The organism is Tumebacillus lacus (genome assembly GCF_026410385.1).
Classification (GTDB): Bacteria; Bacillota; Bacilli; order Tumebacillales; family Tumebacillaceae; genus Tumebacillus; species Tumebacillus lacus.
Genome location: NZ_JAPMLT010000003.1, coordinates 355,227 through 379,506 on the forward strand (window position 1 = coordinate 355,227; position 24,280 = coordinate 379,506).

23 protein-coding genes and 1 pseudogene are annotated in these 24,280 nt (G+C 62.6%); 2 read left to right on the forward strand and 22 right to left on the reverse strand.

The features are described 5' to 3' along the window. Positions 1–52 precede the first annotated feature (52 nt). The 9 genes and pseudogenes from ppc to aceB form a co-directional block, all read right to left on the reverse strand. Positions 53–2,809 (reverse strand): phosphoenolpyruvate carboxylase, encoded by a 2,757-nt coding sequence (ppc, locus tag OS242_RS09035; protein ID WP_267151350.1) that lies wholly within the window; start codon positions 2,807–2,809, stop codon positions 53–55. Between the two features lie 63 nt (positions 2,810–2,872). Continuing rightward, a complete protein-coding gene (locus OS242_RS09040; protein ID WP_267151351.1) occupies positions 2,873–3,049 on the reverse strand; it encodes a hypothetical protein in 177 nt (58 codons plus the stop codon). Continuing rightward, positions 3,046–3,954, reverse strand: coding sequence for a PhzF family phenazine biosynthesis protein (locus tag OS242_RS09045; RefSeq protein ID WP_267151352.1), 909 nt, complete (start codon positions 3,952–3,954; stop codon positions 3,046–3,048). The genes OS242_RS09040 and OS242_RS09045 overlap by 4 nt, the downstream gene beginning before the upstream one ends. Positions 3,955–3,970: 16 nt before the next feature. Further along, on the reverse strand, positions 3,971–4,186 hold the full coding sequence (locus OS242_RS09050) for a hypothetical protein (protein ID WP_267151353.1): 216 nt from the start codon (positions 4,184–4,186) through the stop codon (positions 3,971–3,973). Between the two features lie 60 nt (positions 4,187–4,246). After that, entirely contained in the window at positions 4,247–5,791 is a 1,545-nt protein-coding gene (locus OS242_RS09055) for a M14 family metallopeptidase (RefSeq protein WP_267151354.1), read from the reverse strand. 126 nt (positions 5,792–5,917) lie between these two features. Further along, positions 5,918–6,400 (reverse strand): methyl-accepting chemotaxis protein, encoded by a 483-nt coding sequence (locus OS242_RS21385; RefSeq protein ID WP_407702106.1) that lies wholly within the window; start codon positions 6,398–6,400, stop codon positions 5,918–5,920. A 45-nt stretch (positions 6,401–6,445) separates the two neighbouring features. After that, positions 6,446–6,916, reverse strand: a pseudogene (locus OS242_RS21390) (protoglobin domain-containing protein); the annotation flags it as partial. 121 nt (positions 6,917–7,037) lie between these two features. After that, complete coding sequence (gene aceA / locus OS242_RS09070; RefSeq protein ID WP_267151355.1) at positions 7,038–8,321, reverse strand: isocitrate lyase; 1,284 nt, start codon at positions 8,319–8,321, stop codon at positions 7,038–7,040. A 30-nt stretch (positions 8,322–8,351) separates the two neighbouring features. After that, on the reverse strand, positions 8,352–9,935 hold the full coding sequence (gene aceB, locus OS242_RS09075) for a malate synthase A (RefSeq protein ID WP_267151356.1): 1,584 nt from the start codon (positions 9,933–9,935) through the stop codon (positions 8,352–8,354). 186 nt (positions 9,936–10,121) lie between these two features. Between aceB and OS242_RS09080 the strand changes: the two genes are divergently transcribed. Then, positions 10,122–10,265, forward strand: coding sequence for a YhfH family protein (locus tag OS242_RS09080; protein WP_267151357.1), 144 nt, complete (start codon positions 10,122–10,124; stop codon positions 10,263–10,265). A gap of 28 nt (positions 10,266–10,293) precedes the next feature. Further along, on the forward strand, positions 10,294–10,440 hold the full coding sequence (locus tag OS242_RS09085; protein WP_267151358.1) for a hypothetical protein: 147 nt from the start codon (positions 10,294–10,296) through the stop codon (positions 10,438–10,440). Between the two features lie 88 nt (positions 10,441–10,528). On the opposite strand, the gene OS242_RS09090 is transcribed toward OS242_RS09085, so the two are convergent. The 13 genes from OS242_RS09090 to OS242_RS09150 form a co-directional block, all read right to left on the reverse strand. Then, entirely contained in the window at positions 10,529–10,870 is a 342-nt protein-coding gene (locus tag OS242_RS09090) for an ASCH domain-containing protein (protein ID WP_267151359.1), read from the reverse strand. A gap of 84 nt (positions 10,871–10,954) precedes the next feature. After that, positions 10,955–11,896: an LCP family protein gene (locus OS242_RS09095; RefSeq protein WP_267151360.1), complete on the reverse strand. Its 942-nt coding sequence runs from the start codon at positions 11,894–11,896 to the stop codon at positions 10,955–10,957. Further along, the gene (locus tag OS242_RS09100) at positions 11,893–13,161 is read right to left on the reverse strand and encodes a glycosyltransferase family 4 protein (protein WP_267151361.1); all 1,269 of its coding nucleotides are present in this window, start codon (positions 13,159–13,161) and stop codon (positions 11,893–11,895) included. The genes OS242_RS09095 and OS242_RS09100 overlap by 4 nt, the downstream gene beginning before the upstream one ends. 21 nt (positions 13,162–13,182) lie before the next feature. Further along, on the reverse strand, positions 13,183–14,409 hold the full coding sequence (locus OS242_RS09105) for an O-antigen ligase family protein (RefSeq protein ID WP_267151362.1): 1,227 nt from the start codon (positions 14,407–14,409) through the stop codon (positions 13,183–13,185). Next, positions 14,372–15,700 carry a glycosyltransferase gene (locus tag OS242_RS09110; RefSeq protein ID WP_267151363.1) on the reverse strand — a complete coding sequence of 443 codons (1,329 nt, stop codon included), beginning with the start codon at positions 15,698–15,700 and terminating at the stop codon, positions 14,372–14,374. Before OS242_RS09110 ends, OS242_RS09105 begins: the two co-directional genes overlap by 38 nt. 22 nt (positions 15,701–15,722) lie before the next feature. After that, positions 15,723–17,135, reverse strand: coding sequence for a polysaccharide deacetylase family protein (locus tag OS242_RS09115; protein WP_407702107.1), 1,413 nt, complete (start codon positions 17,133–17,135; stop codon positions 15,723–15,725). 36 nt (positions 17,136–17,171) lie between these two features. Next, positions 17,172–18,155 carry a GNAT family N-acetyltransferase gene (locus OS242_RS09120; protein ID WP_267151365.1) on the reverse strand — a complete coding sequence of 328 codons (984 nt, stop codon included), beginning with the start codon at positions 18,153–18,155 and terminating at the stop codon, positions 17,172–17,174. Continuing rightward, positions 18,103–19,491, reverse strand: a complete 1,389-nt coding sequence (locus OS242_RS09125) for a lipopolysaccharide biosynthesis protein (RefSeq protein WP_267151366.1) — start codon at positions 19,489–19,491, stop codon at positions 18,103–18,105. Before OS242_RS09125 ends, OS242_RS09120 begins: the two co-directional genes overlap by 53 nt. Beyond that, positions 19,488–20,597, reverse strand: coding sequence for a DegT/DnrJ/EryC1/StrS family aminotransferase (locus OS242_RS09130; protein WP_267151367.1), 1,110 nt, complete (start codon positions 20,595–20,597; stop codon positions 19,488–19,490). The genes OS242_RS09125 and OS242_RS09130 overlap by 4 nt, the downstream gene beginning before the upstream one ends. Next, a complete protein-coding gene (locus OS242_RS09135; RefSeq protein WP_267151368.1) occupies positions 20,594–21,193 on the reverse strand; it encodes an acyltransferase in 600 nt (199 codons plus the stop codon). The genes OS242_RS09130 and OS242_RS09135 overlap by 4 nt, the downstream gene beginning before the upstream one ends. Beyond that, entirely contained in the window at positions 21,190–22,146 is a 957-nt protein-coding gene (locus OS242_RS09140; protein ID WP_267151369.1) for a Gfo/Idh/MocA family protein, read from the reverse strand. The genes OS242_RS09135 and OS242_RS09140 overlap by 4 nt, the downstream gene beginning before the upstream one ends. Continuing rightward, positions 22,143–23,465, reverse strand: coding sequence for a nucleotide sugar dehydrogenase (locus OS242_RS09145; protein ID WP_267151370.1), 1,323 nt, complete (start codon positions 23,463–23,465; stop codon positions 22,143–22,145). The genes OS242_RS09140 and OS242_RS09145 overlap by 4 nt, the downstream gene beginning before the upstream one ends. 37 nt (positions 23,466–23,502) lie before the next feature. After that, positions 23,503–24,261, reverse strand: a complete 759-nt coding sequence (locus tag OS242_RS09150) for a tyrosine-protein phosphatase (protein ID WP_267151371.1) — start codon at positions 24,259–24,261, stop codon at positions 23,503–23,505. Positions 24,262–24,280 lie beyond the last annotated feature (19 nt).

Below are 24,280 nucleotides of genomic sequence, written 5' to 3' on the forward strand. Positions count from 1 at the left end.
GAAAAAGAGAGTCCTGCCCGATGCGGGGGGGGGGGGACTCTCTTTTGCAGGATCAACCGGTGTTTCGCAGGCCCGAGGCGATGCCGTTGATGGTGAGCAGGACGTCTTGGAGATCGCCCGCCTCGCCTTTGCGCGTTTCTTCCAAGAGCAGGACTTGGAAGTAGGACAGCGGATCGACGTACGGGTTGCGCAGGCGGATCGACTCTTGGATCACCGGCGAGCCGGCGAGGATGTCCTCCTCCCCCGTGATCATCAGCACGATCTGGCGCGTGCGGGCGTATTCGTCCTCGATGCGGGCAAAGACGCGCCGGGCCAACTCTTGATCCTCCAGCAATCCGGCATACTCGCCCGCGATGAGCATATCCGCTTTGGCCAGCGCCATCTGCAGGTTGTCGACGAGGGCGCGGAAGAACGGCCAGTGGCGGTACATGCGGCGAAACTCTTCGGCGGCGTCGGGCGTGTGCCGGATGTAGTGCTGAACCGCCGTGCCAAATCCAAACCATGCCGGGAGCAGGTGGCGGTTTTGCGTCCACGAGAACACCCACGGGATGGCGCGCAGGTCTTGGATGCGGTCGGAGGCGCGGCGTTTGGCCGGGCGCGATCCGAGGTTGAGCTGACCGACCTCGGCGATCGGCGTGGCTTGATGGAAGTAGGGCAAAAAATCGTCATTGCGGTACACGAAGTCTTGGTAGGTGCGGAACGAGTCCTGGGAGAGCTGTTCCAAGATCGCCGACCAGTAGATTTCCGTCTCTTTCATTTTGTCGGTCTGCACGTTGAGCGAGCCGAGCAGCACGGCGGAGACAGCCTTTTCCAGCGAGCGGGTGGCGATGCCCGCGTGGGAGTAGCGTTGGGAGATGACTTCGCCTTGCTCGGTGATCTTCACTTTCCCTTGCAGGGCTTCCGGCGGCTGGGCGAGGATCGAGCGTTCGACCGGGCCGCCGCCGCGACCGAGCGCACCGCCGCGGCCGTGGAAAAATTTTAAGGCGACGCCGTGCCGACGGGCGACTTCGTAGATTTTCTTCTGCGATTTATACAGCTCCCAGTTGGCGGTGAGGTAGCCGCCGTCTTTGTTGCTGTCGGAGTAGCCGAGCATGATCTCCTGCAGGTGACCCCTTGCAGCCAGATGCTGGCGGTAGACCGGATTGGCAAACAGCTCGGAGATGATCCGGGGAGCCGCTCGCAGGTCTTCGATGGTCTCCAAGAGCGGCACGATGTGCAGGCGCGAGTCGGCTGTGCCGTCCGGGCGCAGGGTGAACAGCCCGGCCTCTTTGGCCAGCAAAAGCACTTCCAGCAGATCGCTGACCCCCTGCGTCATCGAGATCAGGTAGTTTTGGATGCACGCGGTGCCAAACCAGTCCTGCGCTTTGCGGATCGTCCGGCACAAGGCAGTCGCCTCGCGGGTGCTCTCGCTCAGTTCGGCGTACGGCGAGACCAGCGGGCGCGGGTCTTGGAGCAGGACGGTGAGCCGGGCGATCTTTTCGCTCTCGGACAGGTCGCGGTAGGGGCCGAGTTGGCCGAGTCGGCACAGTTCGTCGAGGGCGTTTTCGTGCACTTCACTGTGCTGACGGATGTCGAGCGTCGCCATGTGAAAGCCGAACAACTCGATCTGCCGCAGCAAAGGTCTGACCTTTACGTCGACGATCTCCTCACCTTTATGGGCGAGCAGCGACTGCTCGATCAGACGGATGTCGGCGAGAAAGTCGGTCGGAGTTGCATAATAGTCGGGATCGCCACCCTCGGAGTGGAAACGGTTTTGGGTGCCGCGCAGGCGGCGCAGGATCTGGGTCGCCTTTTCCCGATACGGTTCGTCGAGCGGCTCCGGTCCCCTCCAGTCGAGGGAGGAGATCAGGTCGACGCTCGCTCCGGCGATCTCGCAGGACTGGCTGAGATCTTGGCCGAGCTTATGCACGGCCGCTTCGTATTTGCGCATCGCGAGGTCGAAGTGCAGGATCAAAGTCTGGAAGGTGAGGTCGGCGGTGACGTTCGGGTTGCCGTCGCGATCCCCGCCCATCCACGAGCCGAAGCGAAGAAAGCCGGGCACTTCAAAGGTGGCTTCCGGATAGACGTCGCGCAGTTGCTCCTCCAATTCGAGATGGAGTCCCGGCAGGACGTCGAACAGGATCTCGTCGAGGAAATACAGCCCGTTGCGCACTTCGTCTAGCACGGTCAACCGCTCTTTGCGCACGGCGCGGGTCTGCCAGAGCGAGACGATCTCCGCCCGCAGTTGTTTTTCCATGCTGCGCGACTCGCGCGAGGTGAGCCAGGGGTCGTCAAACGCTTCCAAGAGCCGGGCGATCTCGCGGTGCTTTTCCAACACGGTGCGGCGCATCGCTTCGGTCGGGTGCGCGGTCAGCACCAGTTCGACGCCGAGTTGGTGGATCAGCGAGGTCATCTCGGCGGCGTCCACGCCCTTTTCCCGCATCTCGCGGATGACGCTGCGCAAAGAACCTTGCTGCGCGCCGTCCTGCCCGCTGCGCTCGTATTCGCGCTTGCGGCGGATGCGGTGGTTTTGTTCGGCGATGTTGACCAGTTGGAAATACAAGGCGAACGCGTGAATCACGTGCGTCCGGTGCTCATCGGGGATGGCGCGGATCGTCTCCCAAAACAAGGTGCGGTTCTCCGCCGTGGGTTGCGCCCGCAGTTCTTTGGCCGACTGGCGCACCGTCTCGACCAGTTGCAACACGTGTTCGCCGCATTGCGAGACGAGGACGTTGCCCAGCAGATTGCCGAGGATGCGGATGTCGCGGCGGAGGGCGGCATCCCGCACGGCGGTGGTTTCTCTCTCTTTGTCTCCTACTCCAACTTTCATCTCTTTGTCACCTGCCTGTTTTGATATGCATGAATATTCGGTACTTTTTATTTTATTCCATCTTCACGAATAAAGAAAGAGCTGCATGCCCGCCTGGGTGAACAACTCGGTGAGTGAGTTGGCTTGCAGCAGGTGGTCTTTAAAAGTCGCTTCCTGCACGCAGGCGTGGATCGCCGGGAAGTTGCCGACGGCGAGCACAGCCGCTCCCGGCGTGATGTCTTGCGCGATCTCTTGCGTCACTTCTTGCTATTCCTGATCTGCCACTCCGGTGTGCCTTCTCGTTCTCTGCTCGTTCGGTCTATTTCGAAGCGGCCGATCTCCACGACCGGTCCGCCGATCTTGGTCTCGGTATCGCCCGGTTCCACAAAAATGGTGGTCGGGTTGAAAAGCGAATGGCCTTGCTCGACCACGAACGGTCCCGTCTTTGGATCCAGCAGCCCGCGCTGATGGAAAACGCCGGCCAGAGCGCCGGCCGCCACGCCGGTCGCGACGTCTTCCTCGACGCCGGACAGCGGGTTGAAACTGCGCGCCTGCACGGTCGATCCGGCCGCTTCTGTCTCTCGCGTGTAGGCGTACACGCCGTTGACGCCGTTTTGCAGACTCCACTCGCGGATCGCGGCCAGATCGGGAGTCAGACCGCGCAGCACCGCGAGGCTTTGCACCGGGATCAGCAGTTTCGGACTGCCGACGGTCGCCACGCACAGCGGCAGCGAGAGATCGAGCGACTCCGGCGTGAGACCGAGCAGCGCAGCCGCCTGCTGCGTCTCGACCGGCACGTCGAGCACCGTGGCAAGGCTCGTGCGAAACTGCACGCCCCGTTCCCCGCTGCGCTGCACGGTGACGGTGGCCGACCCGGTCTCGACGACCGCTTCCTCACGTCCGGCCGCATTCAGAAACATGGCGGCCGCCCCGAGGATGCCGTGCCCGCAAAACGTCATCTCCGTCGCGGCGGTGAAAAACCGAAACCGGACATCTCCCGCTTCTGTCTCCGGTGGCAACAAAAACACGGTCAAAACAGATCCGGTCTCTTGCGCCACTCGTTGCATGTCGGCGTCTGTCAACTCCGCCTCCCCTGCCAAAAGCACAGCGGCCGGATTGCCAAAGCGGGGATCTTCTGCAAATACGTGGACGAGCGTTCCATTCATGGGTGAGTGTCTCCTTTTATTCCGCCAGCGAAAGGATCGGCTGTTTGCAGCCCCCTTGAAAGATGTTCACTTTCAACTCGTCGCTGAGCTTCGAGCCCAGGCGGAACTCCGCATACGTGTCCTGCTGGATGCCCACAAACGCATCCGTTCCGTGAATGAGTTCGTCACGCAGAGGTGGAAGTTCCTGCAAATACGGCGGCACGCCCGGACGCCAGCCCGGAGCGAGCACCATGTTCAGCCCCCGCATTTTTCCATAAAAAAAGCCTTCACGCGATGTGAAGGCTTTTTGAGGTTACGGAATTTGAACAAACACGGCGCTCGGTGCGCCCCATGCGCCCGTCTCGTCCTGGGCTTCGACGATCAGCAGGTGCTTGCCTTGGGTCAGGCCCTGCGTGGAAAGCGTCGCCGTGAAGTCGGTCAGCGAGCCGGCGCTGGTCGTTTTCTCCAGCGTGCCTTTCACGCCGGTGCCGCGTGCGCCGAGGGTGTCGACGAACACTTCGACTGCCTGTACGCGGTCGTTGCCGTTGTAGCCGTCGTTGGCCGCGCCGGTGATCACGATCCGGCCGTCTTGCACCGTCGCGGTCAATCCGTTGCTGTCCGGACCTTTGACGCGGCCGTACGGATCATCGAGGATCTTGTTGCCGTAGAGGAACGGCCCGCGATTTTCGGCGATCTGTCCGGCCAGCTCTTGGTTGGACGGCCAGAAGGTCTTGCCGATCTCGATGGTGAACGACGGGATCTTGTGGAAGCCGTACGCCCAGTCGGTGGTGTCGCCGGACGTGGCGTACAATTTCGCACCGAGTTGCGGTTTGTAGGTGTTGTAGGCGGCAAACTTGGTGCCGATCCGCTCCATGTTGGCAATGTCGGAGGCAGCTCCGTGCACGCTGGTGTCTTTGGTCCAGTTCCACGGCCACATCACGAGGTTGCCGAAGGAGTGCATGTCGACGACCATGTTAAATCCGTTTGCCACCGTCTGCGGCGTGCCGGTCGGTCCCATCACCGAGTCGACCAGGTTTTTGATCGCCTGCGTCTCCGGTTCGGAGAACGCTCGCGGTCCCGGATAGACGATGGAGAACGGGTTGGACGAGGTGCCGTACAGCCCCCAGATCCCCGGTACGGCCTCGTCGTAGTTGCGATTGAGGTCAACGCCGTCCGAGCCCCACGAGGTGTTGGTGTTTTTGCGCTGGTTGATCAGTTGTTCCGCCTTGAGGTGGCCGTCGGCGTTGAGGACCGGCACGATCCACACTTCGCGGGTGTCGAGCATCCAGGTCACGTCCGCGTCGTTGCCGTAGCCTTCGAGCAGCAGGTCGACGTAGGACATCATCACCTCGGGCGGCGAGATCTCGCGTGCGTGCGTGCCGCCGATCCACAGCGACTTCGGCTTGCCGGCCGTCGATTGAGAATTGGTGATCTTGATCGCTTGGATCGGTCGGCCTTCAAAGGTCTGACCGATGGTCACGACTTGAGCCAGCGACGGATAGCGGTCGGCATAGTCATTCAGCGCGGCGCGGACCGACGCGTACGTGCGGTATGAAGTGTCAAAGCTCGGGCCGTTGGTCTGACGGCTCATCTTGTAATCCCAGCCGCTGCCCTGCAGCCAGTCGATCTGCTCCGGTGTCAGCGGCGCTTCCACAAAGTTCGGCTGCACCTGCCAGACGTCGACCCCTTGCGCTTCCAACTGCGCGACGGTGTGCGTGCTGTCGGTCGTGATGCGGAACAGCGTGATCGAGTTGGCCGCCTGCGCCGTTTCCACCGCCGCCGGCAACGCCGTGAAGACGCCCGCTCCCATCAACACGGACAGGGCGAGGGCCCAAGCTTGTTTTTTTGTTTTTTTCATCACGTTTTTGCCTCCCTTTTTTTACCTACTCTTATAATTGAATATTAATTCAGAAAATTGTGTACGTCAATATAAAAGAAAAGGCCGGAGAGTTTTCTCCGACCTTCGTCTGTTCGTGCGGTGCGACTAGCGCTTGCCCACTTTCAACCGCTCCGTCAGCGATTCGACACCCATGATCAGCGCCGACAGCTCCTCGGCTGCGGCTGCCTGTTCTTGGGCGATGCTCATCATGTTGGCGACCTGCGGGTTGATCTGACCCATGCGGTTGATAACCTTGCTGGTCGATTCTTGGATCTCCTTGGAGGACTGGCGGGCGCGGTCGGCCAGTTTGCGCACTTCGTCGGCGACGACGGAGAAGCCGCGCCCTTGCTCGCCGGCCCGGGCCGCCTCGATGGCTGCGTTCAAGCCGAGCAGGTTGGTCTGAGAAGCGACCTCCATGACGAACTGCGAGAGCTTTTCGATCTCACGGCTCTCCTCGCGCAGGTTGTCGACCGAATCGACGATCACCTCTTGCAGTTCGGCGAGCACGGTCGCCGATTGGGCAAAGTCGCTGGCGATGGAGGAGACCTGATGCACAGTCATCGTCAGTTCTTTCGAGACGTCTTCCATGTTGGCCCGATATTCGCGGTTTTCGCGGTGGGTCGCGCCGATGTACTCCTCCAGGATGACGGCCGCGTCAAAGTACAGGCGCTTGTTGACCGCTTCGTAGAAGTCGAGGGCATCCGGCATGTCGCGAAGGCGCTCTTTGATCAATTTCAGATAGATCGAATAGCCGCCCAGATACCACGAGGCCGAAAGCCCGATGCGGGCATGCACTTCGCCGACTTTTTGACGGCCTGCGATGTAGGCGTCATCGATGTCCGGGTCGCCGAGCGTCTGGAAGTACCAGATCTGAGTTTGCTTCAGCCGGTCGATGGTGCTGTGTTGGCCGATGATGGCGTTGAGGTTGCCGTTGGCTCCCACTTCTTCATAAAAGCGGTCGACGACATCGACGGCGTGCTGTTGAAAGAAATCGCGATGGCGTGCGAGAAAAGCCAAGTCTTCGTCGCGCACGTTGTAGTAGTCGAGCAAACGTTTCCAATTTTCTTGTACATGTATCATCAGGTTCACAACCCCGCTTGTCATTTTTCTATTCTAGATCATTCGACAATCAGGCTCACTTTCCTTTCACTCACATTTGGTCTTTTATTATCTTTTTAATGGAAATAAAAAACGCACGGGATCAAACCCGTGCGCTCCGGAACTCTCACGCTTCTGTAAATTGTTCCTCTTCCGTCGAGCCGGTCAGCGCCGTCGTCGACGATTGCCCGCCGGAGATCGTCACCGCCACGTCATCAAAATAGCCGGTGCCCACCTCGCGTTGGTGGCGCGTGGCCGTGTAGCCGTTGACTTCGCTGGCAAATTCGGCCTGTTGCAGTTCGGAGTACGCGGCCATGCCGTGCTTTTTGTACGCGCGAGCCAGCTCAAACATGCTGTGATTGAGCGCATGGAACCCGGCCAACGTGACAAATTGAAACTTGTAGCCCATATCGCCCAGCTCATGTTGGAAAGCGGCGATCGTCTTTTCATCCAGTTTGCGCTTCCAGTTGAATGACGGCGAGCAGTTGTAGGCGAGCAGTTTGCCGGGGTATTTCGCATGGATCGCCTCGGCGAAGCGGCGGGCTTCGTCGAGGTTCGGCTCGGACGTCTCGCACCAGATCAGGTCGGCGTGCGGCGCATAGGCGAGACCGCGAGCGATGGCGGCATCGAGACCGCCGCGCATTTTGAAAAATCCTTCCGCCGTGCGCTCGCCGGTCAGGAACTCGCGATCCCGCTCGTCGACGTCGCTGGTGATCAGGTGCGCGCCGTTTGCATCGGTGCGGGCGACGATCAAGGTCGGAACGCCCGACACATCGGCGGCGAGGCGGGCAGCGGTCAGATTGCGGACCGCTTGCGAAGTGGGGATCAACACCTTGCCGCCCATATGGCCGCATTTTTTCTCCGAGGCGAGCTGGTCTTCAAAATGCACGCCGGCCGCGCCCGCTTCGATCATGCTCTTCATCAGCTCAAACACGTTCAACGCACCGCCAAATCCCGCCTCCGCATCGGCGATGATCGGGGCAAACCAGTGGACGTCCTCGTCTTTGCCCTCCGCGTGCGAGATCTGGTCGGCACGCTGCAGCGCTTGGTTGATCCGCTTGACGACCTGAGGCACCGAGTTGACCGGATACAGGCTTTGGTCCGGGTACATCTGCCCGGCGAGGTTGGCGTCGGCGGCCACCTGCCAGCCGCTGAGGTAGATCGCTTTCAGACCGGCTTTGACCTGTTGCATCGCTTGGTTGCCGGTCAGGGCCCCCAGCGCTTTGACATGGTGTTCCGTGTGCAGCAAATTCCACAGCCGCTCCGCTCCGAGGCGTGCCAGCGTGTGCTCGATCTGCACCGAACCGCGCAGGCGGACGACGTCCTCCGCCGTGTACGTGCGCTCGATCCCCTTCCACCGATCCGCCTTCCAACTCTCTTGCAGGTGCACCGCTTCTTCGTGTCGCTTCATTGTAATCCCTCCGCTTGGCTCAATTTGAAATTACAAATACTGATAGCCCGGCACCGTGAGAAAATCGGCAAACTCCTCATCCCGCGTCAGTTTCAGGAACAGACCGGCGGCGAGGTCGTAGCGGCCTTTGATGTAGGACTCGTTTCCGACAGAACGCTTGATGTTGTCTAACTCCTCGTCGAGCAACGCTTCCACCAGCTCAATTGTCACCTTGCGCCCATCGTCCAGCACGCCCGCCGGATGGCGAATCCATTGCCACACCTGCGCCCGCGAGATCTCGGCGGTGGCGGCGTCCTCCATCAGGTTGAAGATCGGCACCGCGCCGGAACCGCGCAACCAGGCTTCGATATATTGCACGCCGACGCTCAGATTGAGGCGCAGGCCCGCTTCCGTGATCGACCCTTCCGGCACGGCGAGCAGGTCGGCGGCAGTGACGCGCACATCCTCGCGTTTGACGTGGACCTGATTTGGGGTCGGCATGTTTTCGTCAAACACCGCCAGCGCGACCGGCACCAGTCCCGGATGGGCCACCCACGTGCCGTCGTGGCCGTCGGTCGCCTCCCGCTCTTTGTCGGCCCGCACTTTTTCCAAAGCGGCCTCGTGCGCCGCCGGGTCGTTTTTGATCGGGATCTGCGCCGCCATGCCGCCCATCGCGTGCGCACCGCGACGGTGACAGGTCTGGATCGTCAACAGCGAGTACGCGCGCATAAACGGCGAGGTCATCGTCACCTGCGCCCGGTCGGGCAAGATCACATCGGGGAGATTTCGAAATTTCTTCAAATAGCTGAAGATATAGTCCCAGCGTCCGCAGTTCAATCCGGCCGCGTGATCGCGCAGTTCATACAGGATCTCATCCATCTCAAAAGCGGCGAGGATCGTCTCGATCAGCACCGTCGCCTTGATCGTGCCTTGCGGGAGGCCGAGTCTCTCCTGCGCAAAGACGAAGACATCGTTCCACAGCCGCGCTTCCAGGTGGCTCTCCAGTTTCGGCAGATAGAAATACGGACCGGAGCCGCGGGTCAGCAGCTCTTTGGCGTTGTGGAACAGATGCAGACCAAAATCAAACAGAGCGCCGGAGATCGGCTGCCCGTCGCCGTCCAGCACATGCTTTTCCTCAAGATGCCAACCGCGCGGGCGCACGATCAGCACCGCCGTCTGCTCCTGCAGGTCGTATCGCTTGCCGTTCGGAGCGGTATATCCGATCTGACGTCGGATCGCATCGCGCAGGTTGAGCTGCCCTTGCACCGCGTTGGTCCACGTCGGCGAGGACGCGTCTTCCAGATCGGCCATGAAGCATTTGGCCCCGGAGTTGAGCGCGTTGATCACCATCTTGCGGTCGCTGGCCGGTCCCGTGATCTCCACGCGGCGGTCGAGCAGATCGTCCGGCAGCGGCGCGACCGTCCAGTCTGCCTCGCGGATCGCCTTCGTTTCTTGCAAGAAGTCCGGCCGCCTCCCCGCATCGATCTGCCGCTGCCGCTCGGCTCTGTTCTGTAACAGTTCCAGCCGACGAGCAGAGAACCGCTCGACCAGCTGCCCGACAAACTCCAGCGCTTCCGGCGTGAGGATCTCCGCAAAATCCCCCCTCACATCCCCTGTTACCCGTAAAGACTTCATCTTGGGAAAAGCCTCCTTCCAAACCATCCGTTGCTATACAACAGCCATATGTGTCTGCGCGATATTCTATAACAGGAAAATAAGAAATGTCACACGAACAATTTTGGATTTCGGTGCATACTGTTATAGCACAGAGATGCACAATAACCTCTGTACCAAAACAGTAAACAAGAAGGAGCGATCACGATGAAACATCAACGAGAAGAACTGAAAACGAAAGAAAAGCATATCCAACACAACGAGTGCATGACTTGCGGGACGGAGATGAAAGAAGAGTACACCACATACAGTTATGAATGTGAACGCTGCATCAATTTGGCAGACGAGTGAGAGAGTAACAGCAAGGGGGGAATCGACTGTGCAAAACGAGGAATGGACACAAGAAGAGGAAACGGCAACGGAACCGTCGTCCGCGCACACCCATCATTCGATGTGGCTCGGCGGCAAACGACCGATGCACGAGATGTGGAGCCTGCCGGAGACGGCAGAACCGCAAAGCGACTGACAAAAACAAAAATCCCTCCCGAGCGGCCAGCGGCTGTCAGCCCACTGCTGCGGGGAGGGATTTTTTGTTTGCCACGCATCGGGATGCGTTATTTCACTTCTTTCAATTCGTGGACCCACACTTTCATCTGCGGGACCCACGGCATGCCTTTGTGCATGGACAGGATGTAGTTTTTGTACGCCTCCATGCTCTCCATGCCTTCCGCCTGCGCATGCTCGTCGGTCATTTCACCGAGCGATTGGGCATAGACGTTGACGATTTCAAACCGGCGGCCTTGCGCTTCCCAGATCTCGCCGATATCCGCATAGCGGCCGTTGCGGCGCTGTGCGGTCTTTTGCCCGTTCAGGACTTTTTGAATGTCTTCTTCCACCGTGATCAGCCGATCGATCTCGCACGTTTTCGGCGGCAGTTGTTGTTGTTCCGTAGACATTTGTCAGACACCTCCGTCTCTCAGCCCGATTCGAACTGATTTTCCCATCAGGTTATTCTTTCCACAACGGGGTTAAATAATCCTTCACTCCGCACGGAGTTGCAGTTCTTTTTGCACCCTCGCCCGCTCTTCCTCCGCCACCACCACGTAGGACAACTGTTGCGGCCCGAACGTCGCCGTCGTCGCCTCGTACCGCAGCGATTCCACCGCCCCCGCCTGCAGCGGTGGCAGATGCAACGCCAACGCCGTCATCTGCGGCAGTGAGAGATCGGTGCGCACGCCTTCGCCAAGGATGCCGAGCAACTCCTTGATCTTGCCCGGCGACCGCACGCCGCTCGTCTGGTCGAGATACGCTTTGAACACCGCCTGTTGCCGGTCATTGCGACCAAAATCACCGCGCGCGTCGCTGCGAAACCGGGCAAAGTCCAACGCTTGCGACCCGTCCAGCCGCTGTCGGCCCGGTGTCAGGCCAAATTTGCCCGCAAACGCCGCGTCGACCTCCAACTCCAGCCCGCCGACCGCGTCGACCGCCTGTTCAAACCCGGCAAAATCAAATTCCACATAATGATCCACTCGCACGCCGGCAAACGACTCGACGGTGGCGATCGTTGTGGCGACGCCGTATCGGTAGGAGTGATTGACCTTGTCTTTGTATCCTTGACCCGCGATCTCGACGTACGTGTCGCGGGGCAAGGAGAGCAGCGTGATCTTCCCCTTTTCCCCGTTGACCACCGCCAGCAGGATCACATCCGCTCGCCCGATGTCGTTCGACTGCTCCCGGCGGTCGAGTCCGAGCAAGAGGAACGTTTTCGTCTCCGGCTGCTCCGATGGCGTCTTCACCGATAGTGGCTTCTCCGGCGGACGCACACTGGACGGCAATCGGTCGACCGGCTGATACACGCTGTCGGCCGTATCCAGCACCTGCCACACGACATACGTAAACACCCCCGCCACCAGCACGAGCACGGCGAGCACCGCACGCGGCACCCACCGCCCGGCACGCCGACGCTGCCGACGCGATCTCATCCGCCGCTCCCCTCCCGTCGCATACCGACATTCATCCCGTCGTTCATCCCGTCGTTCATCCCGTCGTTCATCCCGTCGTTCATCCCGTCGTTCATCCCGTCGCTGCCCGACAGCTGCCACGTATCGTCTCCGAGCGCTTCGCCGTAGATGTGCTGCATCTGCCGCAGCACAAAGCCGAGATCATAGCGGCGAGCCTGCCGCTGCGCCTGTTTGCCGAGCCGTTCGCGCAGCAGCGGCGAGTCGCAGAGCCTGATCAGCGCGCGCGCCGTCGCTTCCCCGTCGCCGACCGGCACCAGGAGGCCGTTCTCTCCGTGGCAGACCAGGTCGCGGTTGCCGCGCACGTCGGTGGCGACGACCGGCTTCCCGGCCGCCATCGCTTCCATCAGACAGCACGGCAGCCCTTCCCGCTTCGACACCAGCGCAGCCGCATCGGAGGCGGCGAGCAGTTCGGCGATGTCCCGGCGAAATCCGAGAAATCGCACATACCCTTCCAGCCCCCTCGCCGCCACTTCCGCCCGCAGCCGCTCCTCCGCCTCGCCGATGCCCGCCAGCAACAGCGTCACCTGCCGCCCTTCCAAAGCCATGCGGTGGACCGCGTCAAGGAGTTGGGTCTGATTTTTGTTGGCGTTCAATTCCGCCACGCACAGAATGACAAATTCATACTGCGGCACCCCGAGTTGCTCGCGCTTCATCAGGCGGTGCCAGACCGGCTCCGGCAGTTGAAACTCCTGCGTCTCGATGCCGACGCCCGGCACATAGTCGATCTTGCCCCGCACGGGCAACGAGTCGGCACGCTGCGCATCTTCCTGATTGATCGTGATCAGCCGGTCGGTGCAGCGGGCCATCCACCACTCCACCGGGTAATAGAGCAGCCAGTTCAGCATCGGTGCCCCTTTAAAAAAATGAAACCCGTGCGCCGTGTACAGCACGGCCGGCACCTTGGCCCGCTTGGCTGCCAACCGTCCCAGGATGCTGCCGACCGGCGTGTGCACGTGCACGAGTTGAAACATCTCCTGCCGAAACGAATCGGTCAACTCCCGCAGCGCCTGGAGATTTTCCCGCTTGAACGGACTGCGCTGAAAGGAGATGTCGTGGCAGATCACCCCTTGCGCAGCCACTCCTGCATAGCCGTGATCCGGGCGCGCGTAGGCGTGCACTTCGATGCCGCGCTCCTGCAACAAACGCATCTGCGGCACCGTGAACGCCTCAAAAAAGCGGTACCCCGTCGCGACAAACGCCGCCTTGCGTTTTCCCATATTGCTCATCCCCCGCGCCTCCCCCAAGGCTTATGTCCTCCCGTGCCGTCCCCTCTTTCCGTTTGCCGATTCGGCCGCGGCGGCGATCATCGCCAGCACCAACCACCAGTGACGCTGATACGTCGCTTCAATCCCCATCGAAAGCCCGATCATCGCCACATGCGCGAGCAGCAACCCCAGCAACAGCGGCCGCTCCTTGGGCCCTGCCAGCCGATACGCGACCCAGCCGCGCCAACCAAACCACAAGATGAATCCGAGAAACACCGAGATCCCCACCAGCCCGAACTCGGTCAAGATCCAAAACAGAGTATTGTGAATAATCGCTCCCTGCGTCTCGTAAAACGTGCCGAGCCCCGCGCCCAGCAGCGGCGATTCGTAAAACATCTCCCAGCCGGTGTGGATCAAATCCAGCCGCACCGCGATCTGATTCTCCCGGGTCGCCATCTCGGTGATGATGCCGATGTACTCCGTGCCCTTGACGAGCAACACCGCTCCGGCGGCGACGGCGAGCAGGGCGAACAACTTCGGTACCAGACGCGGGCGCAGGACGGTCATCACCGCCAGCACCAGTGCCATCCCGATCCACGACGAGCGGGAAAACGTAAGAAAAATACCCATCGCCATCGTCAACGTCGTGAACAGGCCGAGCACCCCGCCGACCAGCGGTGCCCTGAGAAACGAGGTCGCCGCATGAATGGCAAACGTCACCACGAGCAAGCCCCCGTACGCGTTCGGATCGATCAGCATCCCGGACAGACGGCCCGAGTAGGAATTGATCCAAGGCGCTTGAAAATCTGCAAAAAAGGCGATCATCGCGATCAAGTTGTGCACCGTCACACTGAGCACGAACGTGCGCAGCAACCCTTGGATGCGCGTCCAGTCGCAGGCGTAGGCGGTGAGCACCGCGTAGAGCAGAAAGAGCAGGATCAGCCCGAACCCCTTTTGCACCAGCGCATAACTGCCGACACCCCCCGGCCCCGCCGCCGCCACCGCGAGTCCGCCCGTAAACATCAGGAGCAGCCCGAGATGCCAGATCGACCACGCGCTTTTCAACACGCGCATCTGCCACAGCGACCCAAGCAGCGCGAGACCGAGAAACAGATCGGACGGCGCGATGCGCGGTCCGGCTCCCGTGCGAAACTGCATCGGCAAGCAAAAGAGCAGCAGCACCAGCAACCAGCCGATCAAACCCGGCCGCCATGTCGCCGAACCCTCCCCGTCACCCGATCCGCTCCGGACTTCCGGCCGTTCCTCCATGCGGGGTCACCTCCTCGCCGAGCACCCGCTGCAAAAACGCGGCCGTCTCCCGCGCCTGTGCCTCGCGGGTCAGCCCCAGCGCCGCCTCTTCCCGCATTGCCGGGATCTCACCCCGCCTCGCTTTCACCCACAGCCACCGCCGCAACTGCGACGCGATCTCCTGCGGATCGTCGAGCACCACCCCTGCCCCTCGCTCGCGGATCAGGTCGCCTGCCACGTTGTCGCCGTACCCGACGGCGAGGATCGGGCGTCCGGCCCCGATGTATTCGAACAGCTTGCCGGTGTACACGCCCCGCTCCTCTGGATCATTCCACTGGAGCAACAGCAACAGATCGGCACGCGCCTGCAGCCGCAACGCTTCCTCATAGGACACCTGCTGCTCGATCTCCACCTGCCGTTCAACGCCGTACCGGCGCGCCTGCTCCCGCACGCTCTCCAGATACCGCCCGTAAAACGACACCCGCACCCGTTTCGCTTCCTCCCCCATCGCCTGCAACGCCGCAAACAGCGGAGCCGGGTCTTGCTTTCCTTCATAGACCATCCCCGTGTAGATCAGATCCAGCCCATCCTCCCGCAGCGGCGGCCTCGCGCCGCTCGGCAGATCCTCCGGGTCATACCCGTTCAACACCACCTGCACCGGCTTCTCATATTTGGCCCGCAGCGTCTGGGCCAGCGGTTCTGACACCGTGATCAGCCCGGCCGCCTGTGACAGTGTCCACGTCTCCAGCCGCGACTCTAACGCCCGCCGCCAGCGCGGGTGCCCGTACTGCGCATTGTCGGTCCACAGATCGCGCAGTTCGGCGACAAACGGCACCCCGTGCCGCTTGGACAGCGTGCGGGCGACGAGCAGTGACGTGAACGGAGCCCCGCTGGCGAGGATCACATCCGGTCGCCATTCCTTGATCCACCGCGACCCGGCCCGCACCGCCTGCCCATACCATCCGATCTGTCCGTCCGGGACGTTCAGCCACGTTTTGTACAGCCGTCCCAATCCCCGCAACAACCGGCTCTTCCACGACGAACCGCCCCCCACCGCATAGCCTTTCGCCGCCACCTGCCCGCGCCCGCCCATCGCCCACTCCACAGGCGCATTGACGTTGCGCCACTTCGTCGCCCGGATCGTTGTCGGCGGCACCTCGATCCGCAGATTGCCCTGCAAAGGCAGATCCCTCGCCGTCAGCACCCGCACCTCATGCCCGAGACGGCGCAGGTACTTCGCCGTCTTTCCCACGCGCACCGCCCCGATCGTGTTGTACGGCGGGAACAGGTACGACACCAGCATGATCCTCATCCCCGTCTCGCTCCCCCCACTCTCACATCGTCTCGACCAGCCGCCGATACAGATCGGTCTCGCCCTGATCCACCAGCTGCGAGTTGTGCCACAGCATAGAAAACTCGCCGTCGAACAGGCGGCACCGCGTCCGCAGACGGTCGATCAACACCCACGCCTCCCACGGATCGAGTCCGAGATACTGCCGGTGCAACACCGTCTGCTCCATCACGATCAACGGCCGCTCCCGCAACTTCAACTCTTCTCCCGTCAGCAGATTGAACACCGGATACTCATAGCACACCCCGCAGCGAAATCCAGGTCGCTCCGCAAACGACAGCGTGCTGTCATAGTCGAGCCCGGCCTCCTCCCACGCCTGCCACGTCCCCGGCGCTTCCCAGCGCAAAAAATGCTGCCGTCCGCCCCACCGCTCCTGCTCGATCCCTTCCTCCGCGCAGACCAAGCGCAGCCGGTCAAACTCCCGCCGCAGCCGCCTCGGATCGCGATACGTCTCATAGCTCGGGTGCAGCCCGATCTCATGCCCCCGCTCCTTGATCCGCCGCATCAGCCGCCGCACCCACGGCTCCTCCAGCGAGTAGTCACCGTCGACCTCCCCGGCCCCGCTGTGATCCGCGATCAAATAGAACGCACTTCGCAACCCCTGCTGCTCGCTCCACTCCATCAGGTGATCGAACGTGTTGTACGGGTCCCCGTCATAGTCTCCGTGCGCCGCCGCCCGCCACCAACCGCCGAGCCGCCTGACAGCCGCCTGCGCACTCCGCCGCCGCAGCGCATCGCCTGCCGCCCGCTTCACCGTCTGGAAAAACGGCCGTCCCGCGCCCATCAGCGGCCAGTCGACATCATGGCTCAACCGGGGCGTGAACCGCCGTTTTTTCCGCTCCAGATCCGGCCACAGCGCACGCAACGCCCACCAGAGGATCTCCAGATACTCGTTCACCACCGGCCGCTCATAAAAATGCTCCTGCACCGCCAGCGACGCAAACGCCGGATATCTCCCCCGCACATCCCGCTCCTTGCGCACGATCTCCTCATACCGGGTCAGCATCCAAAACGCCCCGCCGAGCAGATCCGCCCCGATCTGCAGCCCGCCGTCCCACACGGCCAGATACCCGCCGTTTGGCACCTCCTCGCCGTACAGCACCGGCACGTCGGGCGCGACGAGCGGCGCTTTGACCGGATGGCCCCCCGTATGCCAGCGCGGGACCGGTCGCGACGGCATCGCCTTTTCGGTCAGCCACTCCCCTTGCGGCGTCCGAAACAGCACATCGGCCAGACGCAATTCCTTCCCGTCCTCCTCCTCGCCCCGTACGATCCGCCAGCCCGCTTCCTGCCCCGCGTGCAGCGCGATCTCCAGACCCAGAAACTCCTCAAACATCACACGAGCCGCATACACTCGCTCCCGCTCATAACCCGCTCCATGAAAAACGTGCAGCACCAATACACACCGCCCCCTTTCCCGTGCCGCCACGACCTACCCCTTGCTGCTGCGTCGGCTCTTCGCTGACCGATACCAATCCCGCACCCCTCGCAGCAGACTCGCCATCCCGTACTCGCGCACCGTATAATACGGCATGATCCGCCCGCCCCAGTTCGTCTTCGAAGCGGCGACACTCTTCATGTTCGCGCCGATAAAGTCAAACCCGTCCGCCCCCGCCGCCTGCAAGTCTTGCAACATCTCCCAGATTAACAACTGAGTCGCCCCGGATCGCAGATGTTCGGACGCACTTCCGACCAGCCAGCCGAGCGCCCGCCCGCCGGGTCGGTGCAAGATCACCTGCGCCGTCGCCGGTTCGCCGTTTGGCGCGTAGCAGATGTAACTGCGCACCTGCTCCTCTCCCAGCAGTTCGGTCAACAGCCGCAGATCCTCACCGCTCACCCGGTGCACAAACCCCTGCCGCTGCTCCGTCTCACGCAGACAGACCTGCACATCCTCCGGCCGCAACACCCGCTCACAGCGATATCCGGCGGCCCCCGCCTTTTTCACCCGATTGCGCACCATGCCGTCAGCCGCGGAGAGGTCGTAGGGAAAGTCCAGAGAGATCGTATACCGCACCCCCACGTCATACCCCGCCCACTGCCACGGCCGCACATCGCTCACCTCCGGCCCGAACATCAGCATCCCCGCCAGCTTGCGTTCCCGCATCCGAGCGGCCAATGCCTCTGACACCTCCAGCCATTGGTGGGTCAACCTGTGAATCGACCGGGTCGGCGTCGGCAGAAAGCGCAGCGGCAGATAGGGATTGTGCAGCGGCTGACAGATGCGGCCGCGCTTGTCGAGATAGAGCATCGCCTCCATACTCGGCCGTCCGCTGTCACCCTGAATGCACACCTCCTCCAGCGTCACGCCCCATTTCCAGCGATTAAACTCGTGCCACCCCGGCAACTCCAGCGGCGATCCCGATCTACCGTCCGGCTCCTGCATCAGTTCTTGCATCGGCTCCTGTGTCGTCTCCATTTCGATCCCCTCCGATTTCCCGCTTGAAAAAGTACTGCATCGACCGCCACGACATCCACAGGTGGATCAGATAGCCGATCACCCCGGCCGCGCTCAGCACCAAGATCGCCGGCAGCGGCTCATACCCGAGGTGCCAGGCCAGCCAGATCGCCCCGGCCATCAGCAACAAGCGGCACACCTCGCGAATCAAATGCAGATCCTGCCGCTCAAACACAAACAGATTGCCCCCGAGCGGAAACGTGACAAATTGCAGGACAAACATCACGGCGAGCACCTGCACGTACACCCCGGCCTCCCGCCACTCGCTGCCAAAGATCCAGCCAAAACACCACGGGGCCAGCACAGCCGCCGCACCTGCAATCGGCACGCCGATCATCAGCATCTGCTTCGCCGTCCGCCAGAACAGCCGCCGCAGTTTGGGCTCCCGCTCCGCTGCCGGGAGTTTGACCAGTTCGGCCGCCTCCGCCAGATACACTTGCGCCATCGACGAGCCGATCACCTGAAGCGGCACCCCCATCACCCGCTGAGCCAGCACATACCAGCCGACCACCTGCACCCCGTAGAACGCCGTCAAAAGCAGCGCAGGCAGTTGCAACACGAGGCTGTTCAAGATCGACGACCCGCCCGACAGCAGCGGAAACCGCCGGTAGCGCACCGCCATCTCGGCCATCCCCCGCCACGACACCTGCCGCAGCGGCGCTCCTTCCCCGCGCCACACCAAGCGGGCCAAGGACAGACTCCCGGCAAATCGACCGATCATGTCGCCGATCAACAGACCCAGCGGCCCAAACGCCAGCAGTCCGAGCCCTACCTGCCCGCCGACCGTGCTCGCTCCCTGTGTCAATTTGGTCTTGGCGATCGTCCCAAACGCCTGCTGTCGAATCGCCCAGTAACTCAACGCCTGGTAACACCCGGCTCCAAACAGCGTCACGGGCAACAACCACAGAAACGGCTTCAAAGCCGGAGTCCCCACCGCACGCACCACCGCATCGCCAAACACGGTCAGCAACATCCAACTGACCCCGCTCGTCACCGCCACAGCCAGCAACGACAGCACGAGCAGATCGGCCGCCTTCCCTTCTTCCTTCGGCAAAGGGATCGCCGCTTCATACAGCCAGGACGCGACGACGAGCAACACGGTGAGCACCGCCGCAAAAGCGGCATAGACACCAAATTGATCGGGCGCATACAGCCTCGTGAGCAGCGGCGACGAGAGGACCAGCAACGCCTGCGAGAGCACCGTCCCGCCCGCCAACACCCCGACGCGCCGGGCAAAGCTCCCTTTGGGCATCCACCTTTGCATAAAGTCGCGTCCCCGCCCCGCCGCCTTGCTCATCGCACCGCCGCCCGCACCGCTTCGGCCACCCGCTCCTGCGCCTCCCGTTCGATCAGCGGCCCGATCGGCAACGACAGCACCTCCCGCGCAGCCTCCTCCGTCACCGGGAGCCGACAGCCTAGACCCGCATAGACCGGGAGGAGATGCACCGGCACCGGGTAGTAGACCATCGTCCCGATCCCCTGCTCCGCCAGTTTCTCCCGCACCCTGTCCCGCTTACCTTCCGCGATCCGAACCGTATATTGATGAAAGACATGCGTCCGATCCGCCGCCACATGCGGCAAGATCACGCCCTCCACCCCGTCCAGCAGCTCCCGATACCGCATCGCCGCCGCCAACCGGCCCCTGTTTCGCTGGTCGAGATGAGGCAGTTTCACCCGCAACACCGCCGCTTGCATCTCATCGAGGCGCGAGTTGTAGCCGAGGATCTCATTGCGGTATTTCTCCTTCGACCCGTGCGAGCGCAGCATCCGCGCTGCGTCTGCGATCCGGGCGTCGTCTGTCGTCAGCAGCCCGCCGTCGCCAAACGCCCCGAGATTTTTCGACGGGAAAAAGGAATAACACCCCGCCGCCCCCAACGTTCCGAGCTTTCGTCCCTGATAGTCGCCGCCGAACGCCTGCGCCACATCCTCGACGATCAACAGCCCGTGCCGCCGTGCGATCTCACAGAGTTCCCGCATCTCCGCCGCCTGCCCGAAAATGTGGACCGGGAGGATCGCCCGCGTCTTGTCGGTCACCGCCGCTTCCACGCAGCCCGGATCGAGATTCATCGTCAGCGGCTCGATGTCGGCAAACACCGGCACGGCTCCCACCTGCGAGATCGCCTCCGCCGTCGCAAAAAACGTAAACGACGACGTGATCACCTCATCGCCCGCGCCGACACCGGCCGCCCGCAACGCGATCACCAGCGCATCGGTGCCCGAATTCACCCCGACCGCATGCTTCACGCCGAGATAAGCGGCCGCCTCCTCTTCAAACGCCTGTACCTGCGGCCCCATGATGTACTGCCCGCCGCGCAGCACCCCTTCCACCGCCGCCGTCAGTTCGCTCCACAGTTCATTCGTCTCCGGCGCCAGATCCAAGATCGGGATCTTTGTCTTCGTCACACACCCTCGCCCCTTTTCGTCACGCTCTCTTCGCCCGTCCGCTCATACTCCCGTCCGCAACTCCCGCACCGGGCTTCCTTCCCCGCAAACACCAGCGTCTCGCCGCACGCGCACGCCCAGCCGATCCGCCGGGCCGGCACGCCTGCCATCAGCGCATAGGAGGGCACATCTTTCGTCACCACCGCCCCTGCCGCGATCAACGCCCATTCCCCGACCGTCACGCCGCAGACCACCGTCGCATTGGCCCCGATGGAAGCCCCGCGCCGCACCCTCGTCGGCAGATAGTCGGCGCTCGTGTTGCGCGGAAACGCGGAGCGCGGCGTCCGCACATTGGTAAACACCATGCTCGGCCCGCAAAACACGTCATCCTCCAGCGTCACGCCTTCGTAAACGGACACATTATTCTGGATCTTCACGTTGTTCCCGATCCGCGCACCCCGCGCCACAAAGACGTTTTGCCCCAGCGAGCACCGCTCCCCGATCACCGCGCCGCCGCACACATGAGCAAAATGCCACACGCGGCTGCCAGCCCCGATCACCGCGCCATCGTCGATCACCGCCGTCTCATGCACCTGTCCGCTCTGCTCCGCCGTCATCCCGGCCCCGCCTCCTTCCAGCCCGCCGTCGCCCGCTCCAACACGCGCAGCACTGCCACACCGTTCGCTCCGTCCGACAGCGGCTGCTTGCGCTCCGACACGCAGGCGAGAAAATGTTCGCACTCGATCCGCAGCGGCTCGCCGGTGCCGGAACAGACGACCGCCGATCCGTCGTCATACTGGGAGAGATCGCCGCGCACCCCCTTTTTGAAATGCGTGACCGTCTGCCGCAGTTCGTCGTACACCAGCATCCCAAGGCTCCCGACCACCGTCAGTTTGCGCTCCTGCTCCGGCCACAGCCAGGACGTGTGCAGATGCGCTTGCACCCCGCCGGACCAGCCGAGATGCAGATGCACGTCGTCCTCCACGCCCGGCTGCAACATCCGCTGTCCGTGCGCGGTCACCCGCTCCGGCTCGCTCCCGACCAGATGGAGCAGCACCGCCAGATCATGCACGCCAAAGCTCCACAGCACATTTTCCACCGACCGCACCCGGCCGAGCTTGAGCCGCTTTTGATACAAGGCGCGCAGCTCGCCGATCTCCCCGGACTCTAGCAGGCGTTTCACCACGCCAATCGCCGGTTGATACAGCAACAGATGCCCGACCATCAGCACCCGCTCCCGCTCCAAGGCCAGCCGATGCAGCTCTTCTGCCTCGCCCGTCGTCAGCGTGATCGGCTTCTCCACAAACACATCCAGCCCGGCTGTCAACGCTTCCTTGGCCAGCGTAAAATGAGTCGGCACCGGCGTCGCGATCGCCACCGCCTCCACCGCTCCGCTTCCGATCAACGCCCGTGCGTTCTCATACAGCGCAGCCGCCGGAAACTCCCGCCCGATCCGCTCCCGGATCACAGGCGACGACTCCGCCACCGCTGTCAGCACACCGATCTCGTCGAACGTCCGCACCAAATTTTTGCCCCACTGCCCCGCTCCGATCACCCCGACCCGCGTCACAGCAGCACGATCCTTTCCCGGCCCTCGGTCACCCGACGCGTCGCATTGCGCGTGTCGAGCACCCGCCGCGCATGGCGCACCACCTCCGCATAGTCGATGCCGCTGTGGTCGGTCGCGATCAGCACCAGATCGTGTGCGGCGATCAGTTCCTGCGTCAACGGCACCGACCGCATGTCATCGCCGATCGCCGGAACGAACGGATCGTGGTAGGCCACCGTCGCCCCCGCCTCCCGCAGCAGCCGCAGGATGTCGAGCGCAGGCGATTCCCGGCAGTCGTCGAGGTCCTTTTTATAGGCCACCCCGAGCAGCAAAATACGGCTCTTCGACACGGCCAGCCCGGCCTCATTCAGCGTCCGCACCGCCTTTTCCCGCACAAAATACGGCATCCGGCGATTGACCTCGCCCGCCAGTGCGATGAAATGGGTGTTAAAATCGAGTTCCTTCGCCTTCCACTCCAGATAGTGCGGGTCGATGGGAATGCAGTGGCCGCCGACCCCCGGCCCCGGATAAAAGGGCATGATCCCGAACGGCTTGGTAAACGCCGCGTCGAGCACTTCCCACGCGTTGAGGCCCATCCGGTCGCAGAGCAGGGTCAGTTCGTTGACGAGCGCGATGTTGACGGCGCGAAACGTATTTTCAAACACTTTGACCAGTTCGGCCGCTTGGGTGCTAGATACCGGCACAACGCGGGCGACCGTCTGACGGTAAAACGTCGCGGCCACCGTCAAGGAGTGCGGGCCGACGCCGCCGACGACTTTGTTCGTGTTTTGCGTGGTGTAGCGGGCGTTGCCCGGATCGACCCGCTCCGGCGAGTGGGCGAGAAAATAATGCTCTTCCACCTCCAGCCCCGACTCGGCGAGGATCGGCAGCATCACCTCGTCGGTCGTTCCCGGATAGGTGGTCGACTCCAGCGAGATCAACTGGCCCGGCCGCAGCCGCTTGGCGATCTCCCGCGTGACGCTCTCGACGTAGCGCAGATCGGGGGTGAGGTTTTTCGTCAGCGGCGTCGGCACGCAGATGACGAGGGCGTCGAGCTCCGGCACGCAGTCAAAGCCGGTCACGGCGCGGATCAGCCCTCTTCCAACCAACTCCGCAAGGTCACCGCTTTGCACGTCCCCGATGTAGCTCTCTCCGGCGTTGACGAGTGCGGCGCGCTGGGGATTTTGCTCGATGCCGACGACGCGGTATCCGACTTTCGCCTTTTCCAGCGCAAAGGGGAGCCCGACGTAGCCGAGCCCCACCACTCCGACGACGGCGGTGCGATCCTGTATTTTTTGCAAAAGCTGTTCTCGATGAGAAAATGCGGACTTGTTCTCCATCCCGTAAACCTCTTTCCTGAAAGTGATAGATCGGTCTTCAATACAGCCACCACCGCCGCTTCTTCCGTACCGGCTCCGGCACGTCGCAAGGCTCTCCGGCGAGCACGGACACGGCGTTTTGAGATATGCGTGCGGCCGACCGTGGGTCGAGGCGCAGCAGCGCGTCGTGCGCAGCCCGGATCTGCGGCGGACGACGGGCCGGGCTGTGGCCGTCGGATGCGACCAGATGCACGATCCGCCGCCGCACCATGGTTTCTGCCGAAGCTTTTGCCCGCCGCCCCATTCCGCCGAGCAGAGAGGAGGCGGTGAGTTGCACGAGCATCCCGTCCTCGACCCATGCGGCGATGCGATCGAGGTCGTCGCGCAGGACGGCGTGACGCTCCGGGTGGGCAAGGATCGGGGTGAGTCCTTTGGTGCGGAGTTCGTGCAGAAGATCTGCAAAATAAGGCGGGATGCTGGTCACCGGCAGCTCCAGCAGGAGGTATCGACCGGCGTCATTGACGGTGAGCAGACGGCCCGCCTCCACGTTTCGCACCAGTTCCGGATGAACGTGGATCTCCGAGCCCATATGTACGCGCAACGGGAGCCCAGCCGTTGCCAATGCGGTGCGAAAGGCGGCGACGGCGACTCGGATCGAGGCCGCGTCGGTCCGGTACAGGCCGTCGGCCGCATGCGGCGTCGCCACCACATCGGTGATCCCGTCCGCCACTGCGACCCGCGCCATCTCCAGCGCGGTCTCCAGATCGCGTGCGCCGTCATCCAAGCCTGGCAGGATGTGACAGTGCAGGTCGATCATCGGCATCCCTCCTTTGGTA

What these genes read in the sequence shown, in the direction of transcription:
- ppc (WP_267151350.1), bottom strand. Translation starts at nt 2,809, where the DNA reads ATGAAAGTTGGAGTAGGAGACAAAGAGAGAGAAACCACCGCCGTGCGG.
- OS242_RS09045 (WP_267151352.1), bottom strand. Translation starts at nt 3,954, where the DNA reads ATGAATGGAACGCTCGTCCACGTATTTGCAGAAGATCCCCGCTTTGGC.
- OS242_RS09050 (WP_267151353.1), bottom strand. Translation starts at nt 4,186, where the DNA reads ATGGTGCTCGCTCCGGGCTGGCGTCCGGGCGTGCCGCCGTATTTGCAG.
- OS242_RS09055 (WP_267151354.1), bottom strand. Translation starts at nt 5,791, where the DNA reads ATGAAAAAAACAAAAAAACAAGCTTGGGCCCTCGCCCTGTCCGTGTTG.
- OS242_RS21385 (WP_407702106.1), bottom strand. Translation starts at nt 6,400, where the DNA reads ATGGAAGACGTCTCGAAAGAACTGACGATGACTGTGCATCAGGTCTCC.
- aceA (WP_267151355.1), bottom strand. Translation starts at nt 8,321, where the DNA reads ATGAAGCGACACGAAGAAGCGGTGCACCTGCAAGAGAGTTGGAAGGCG.
- aceB (WP_267151356.1), bottom strand. Translation starts at nt 9,935, where the DNA reads ATGAAGTCTTTACGGGTAACAGGGGATGTGAGGGGGGATTTTGCGGAG.
- OS242_RS09080 (WP_267151357.1), top strand. Translation starts at nt 10,122, where the DNA reads ATGAAACATCAACGAGAAGAACTGAAAACGAAAGAAAAGCATATCCAA.
- OS242_RS09090 (WP_267151359.1), bottom strand. Translation starts at nt 10,870, where the DNA reads ATGTCTACGGAACAACAACAACTGCCGCCGAAAACGTGCGAGATCGAT.
- OS242_RS09095 (WP_267151360.1), bottom strand. Translation starts at nt 11,896, where the DNA reads ATGAGATCGCGTCGGCAGCGTCGGCGTGCCGGGCGGTGGGTGCCGCGT.
- OS242_RS09100 (WP_267151361.1), bottom strand. Translation starts at nt 13,161, where the DNA reads ATGAGCAATATGGGAAAACGCAAGGCGGCGTTTGTCGCGACGGGGTAC.
- OS242_RS09105 (WP_267151362.1), bottom strand. Translation starts at nt 14,409, where the DNA reads ATGGAGGAACGGCCGGAAGTCCGGAGCGGATCGGGTGACGGGGAGGGT.
- OS242_RS09110 (WP_267151363.1), bottom strand. Translation starts at nt 15,700, where the DNA reads ATGAGGATCATGCTGGTGTCGTACCTGTTCCCGCCGTACAACACGATC.
- OS242_RS09120 (WP_267151365.1), bottom strand. Translation starts at nt 18,155, where the DNA reads ATGGAGACGACACAGGAGCCGATGCAAGAACTGATGCAGGAGCCGGAC.
- OS242_RS09125 (WP_267151366.1), bottom strand. Translation starts at nt 19,491, where the DNA reads ATGAGCAAGGCGGCGGGGCGGGGACGCGACTTTATGCAAAGGTGGATG.
- OS242_RS09135 (WP_267151368.1), bottom strand. Translation starts at nt 21,193, where the DNA reads ATGACGGCGGAGCAGAGCGGACAGGTGCATGAGACGGCGGTGATCGAC.
- OS242_RS09145 (WP_267151370.1), bottom strand. Translation starts at nt 23,465, where the DNA reads ATGGAGAACAAGTCCGCATTTTCTCATCGAGAACAGCTTTTGCAAAAA.
- OS242_RS09150 (WP_267151371.1), bottom strand. Translation starts at nt 24,261, where the DNA reads ATGATCGACCTGCACTGTCACATCCTGCCAGGCTTGGATGACGGCGCA.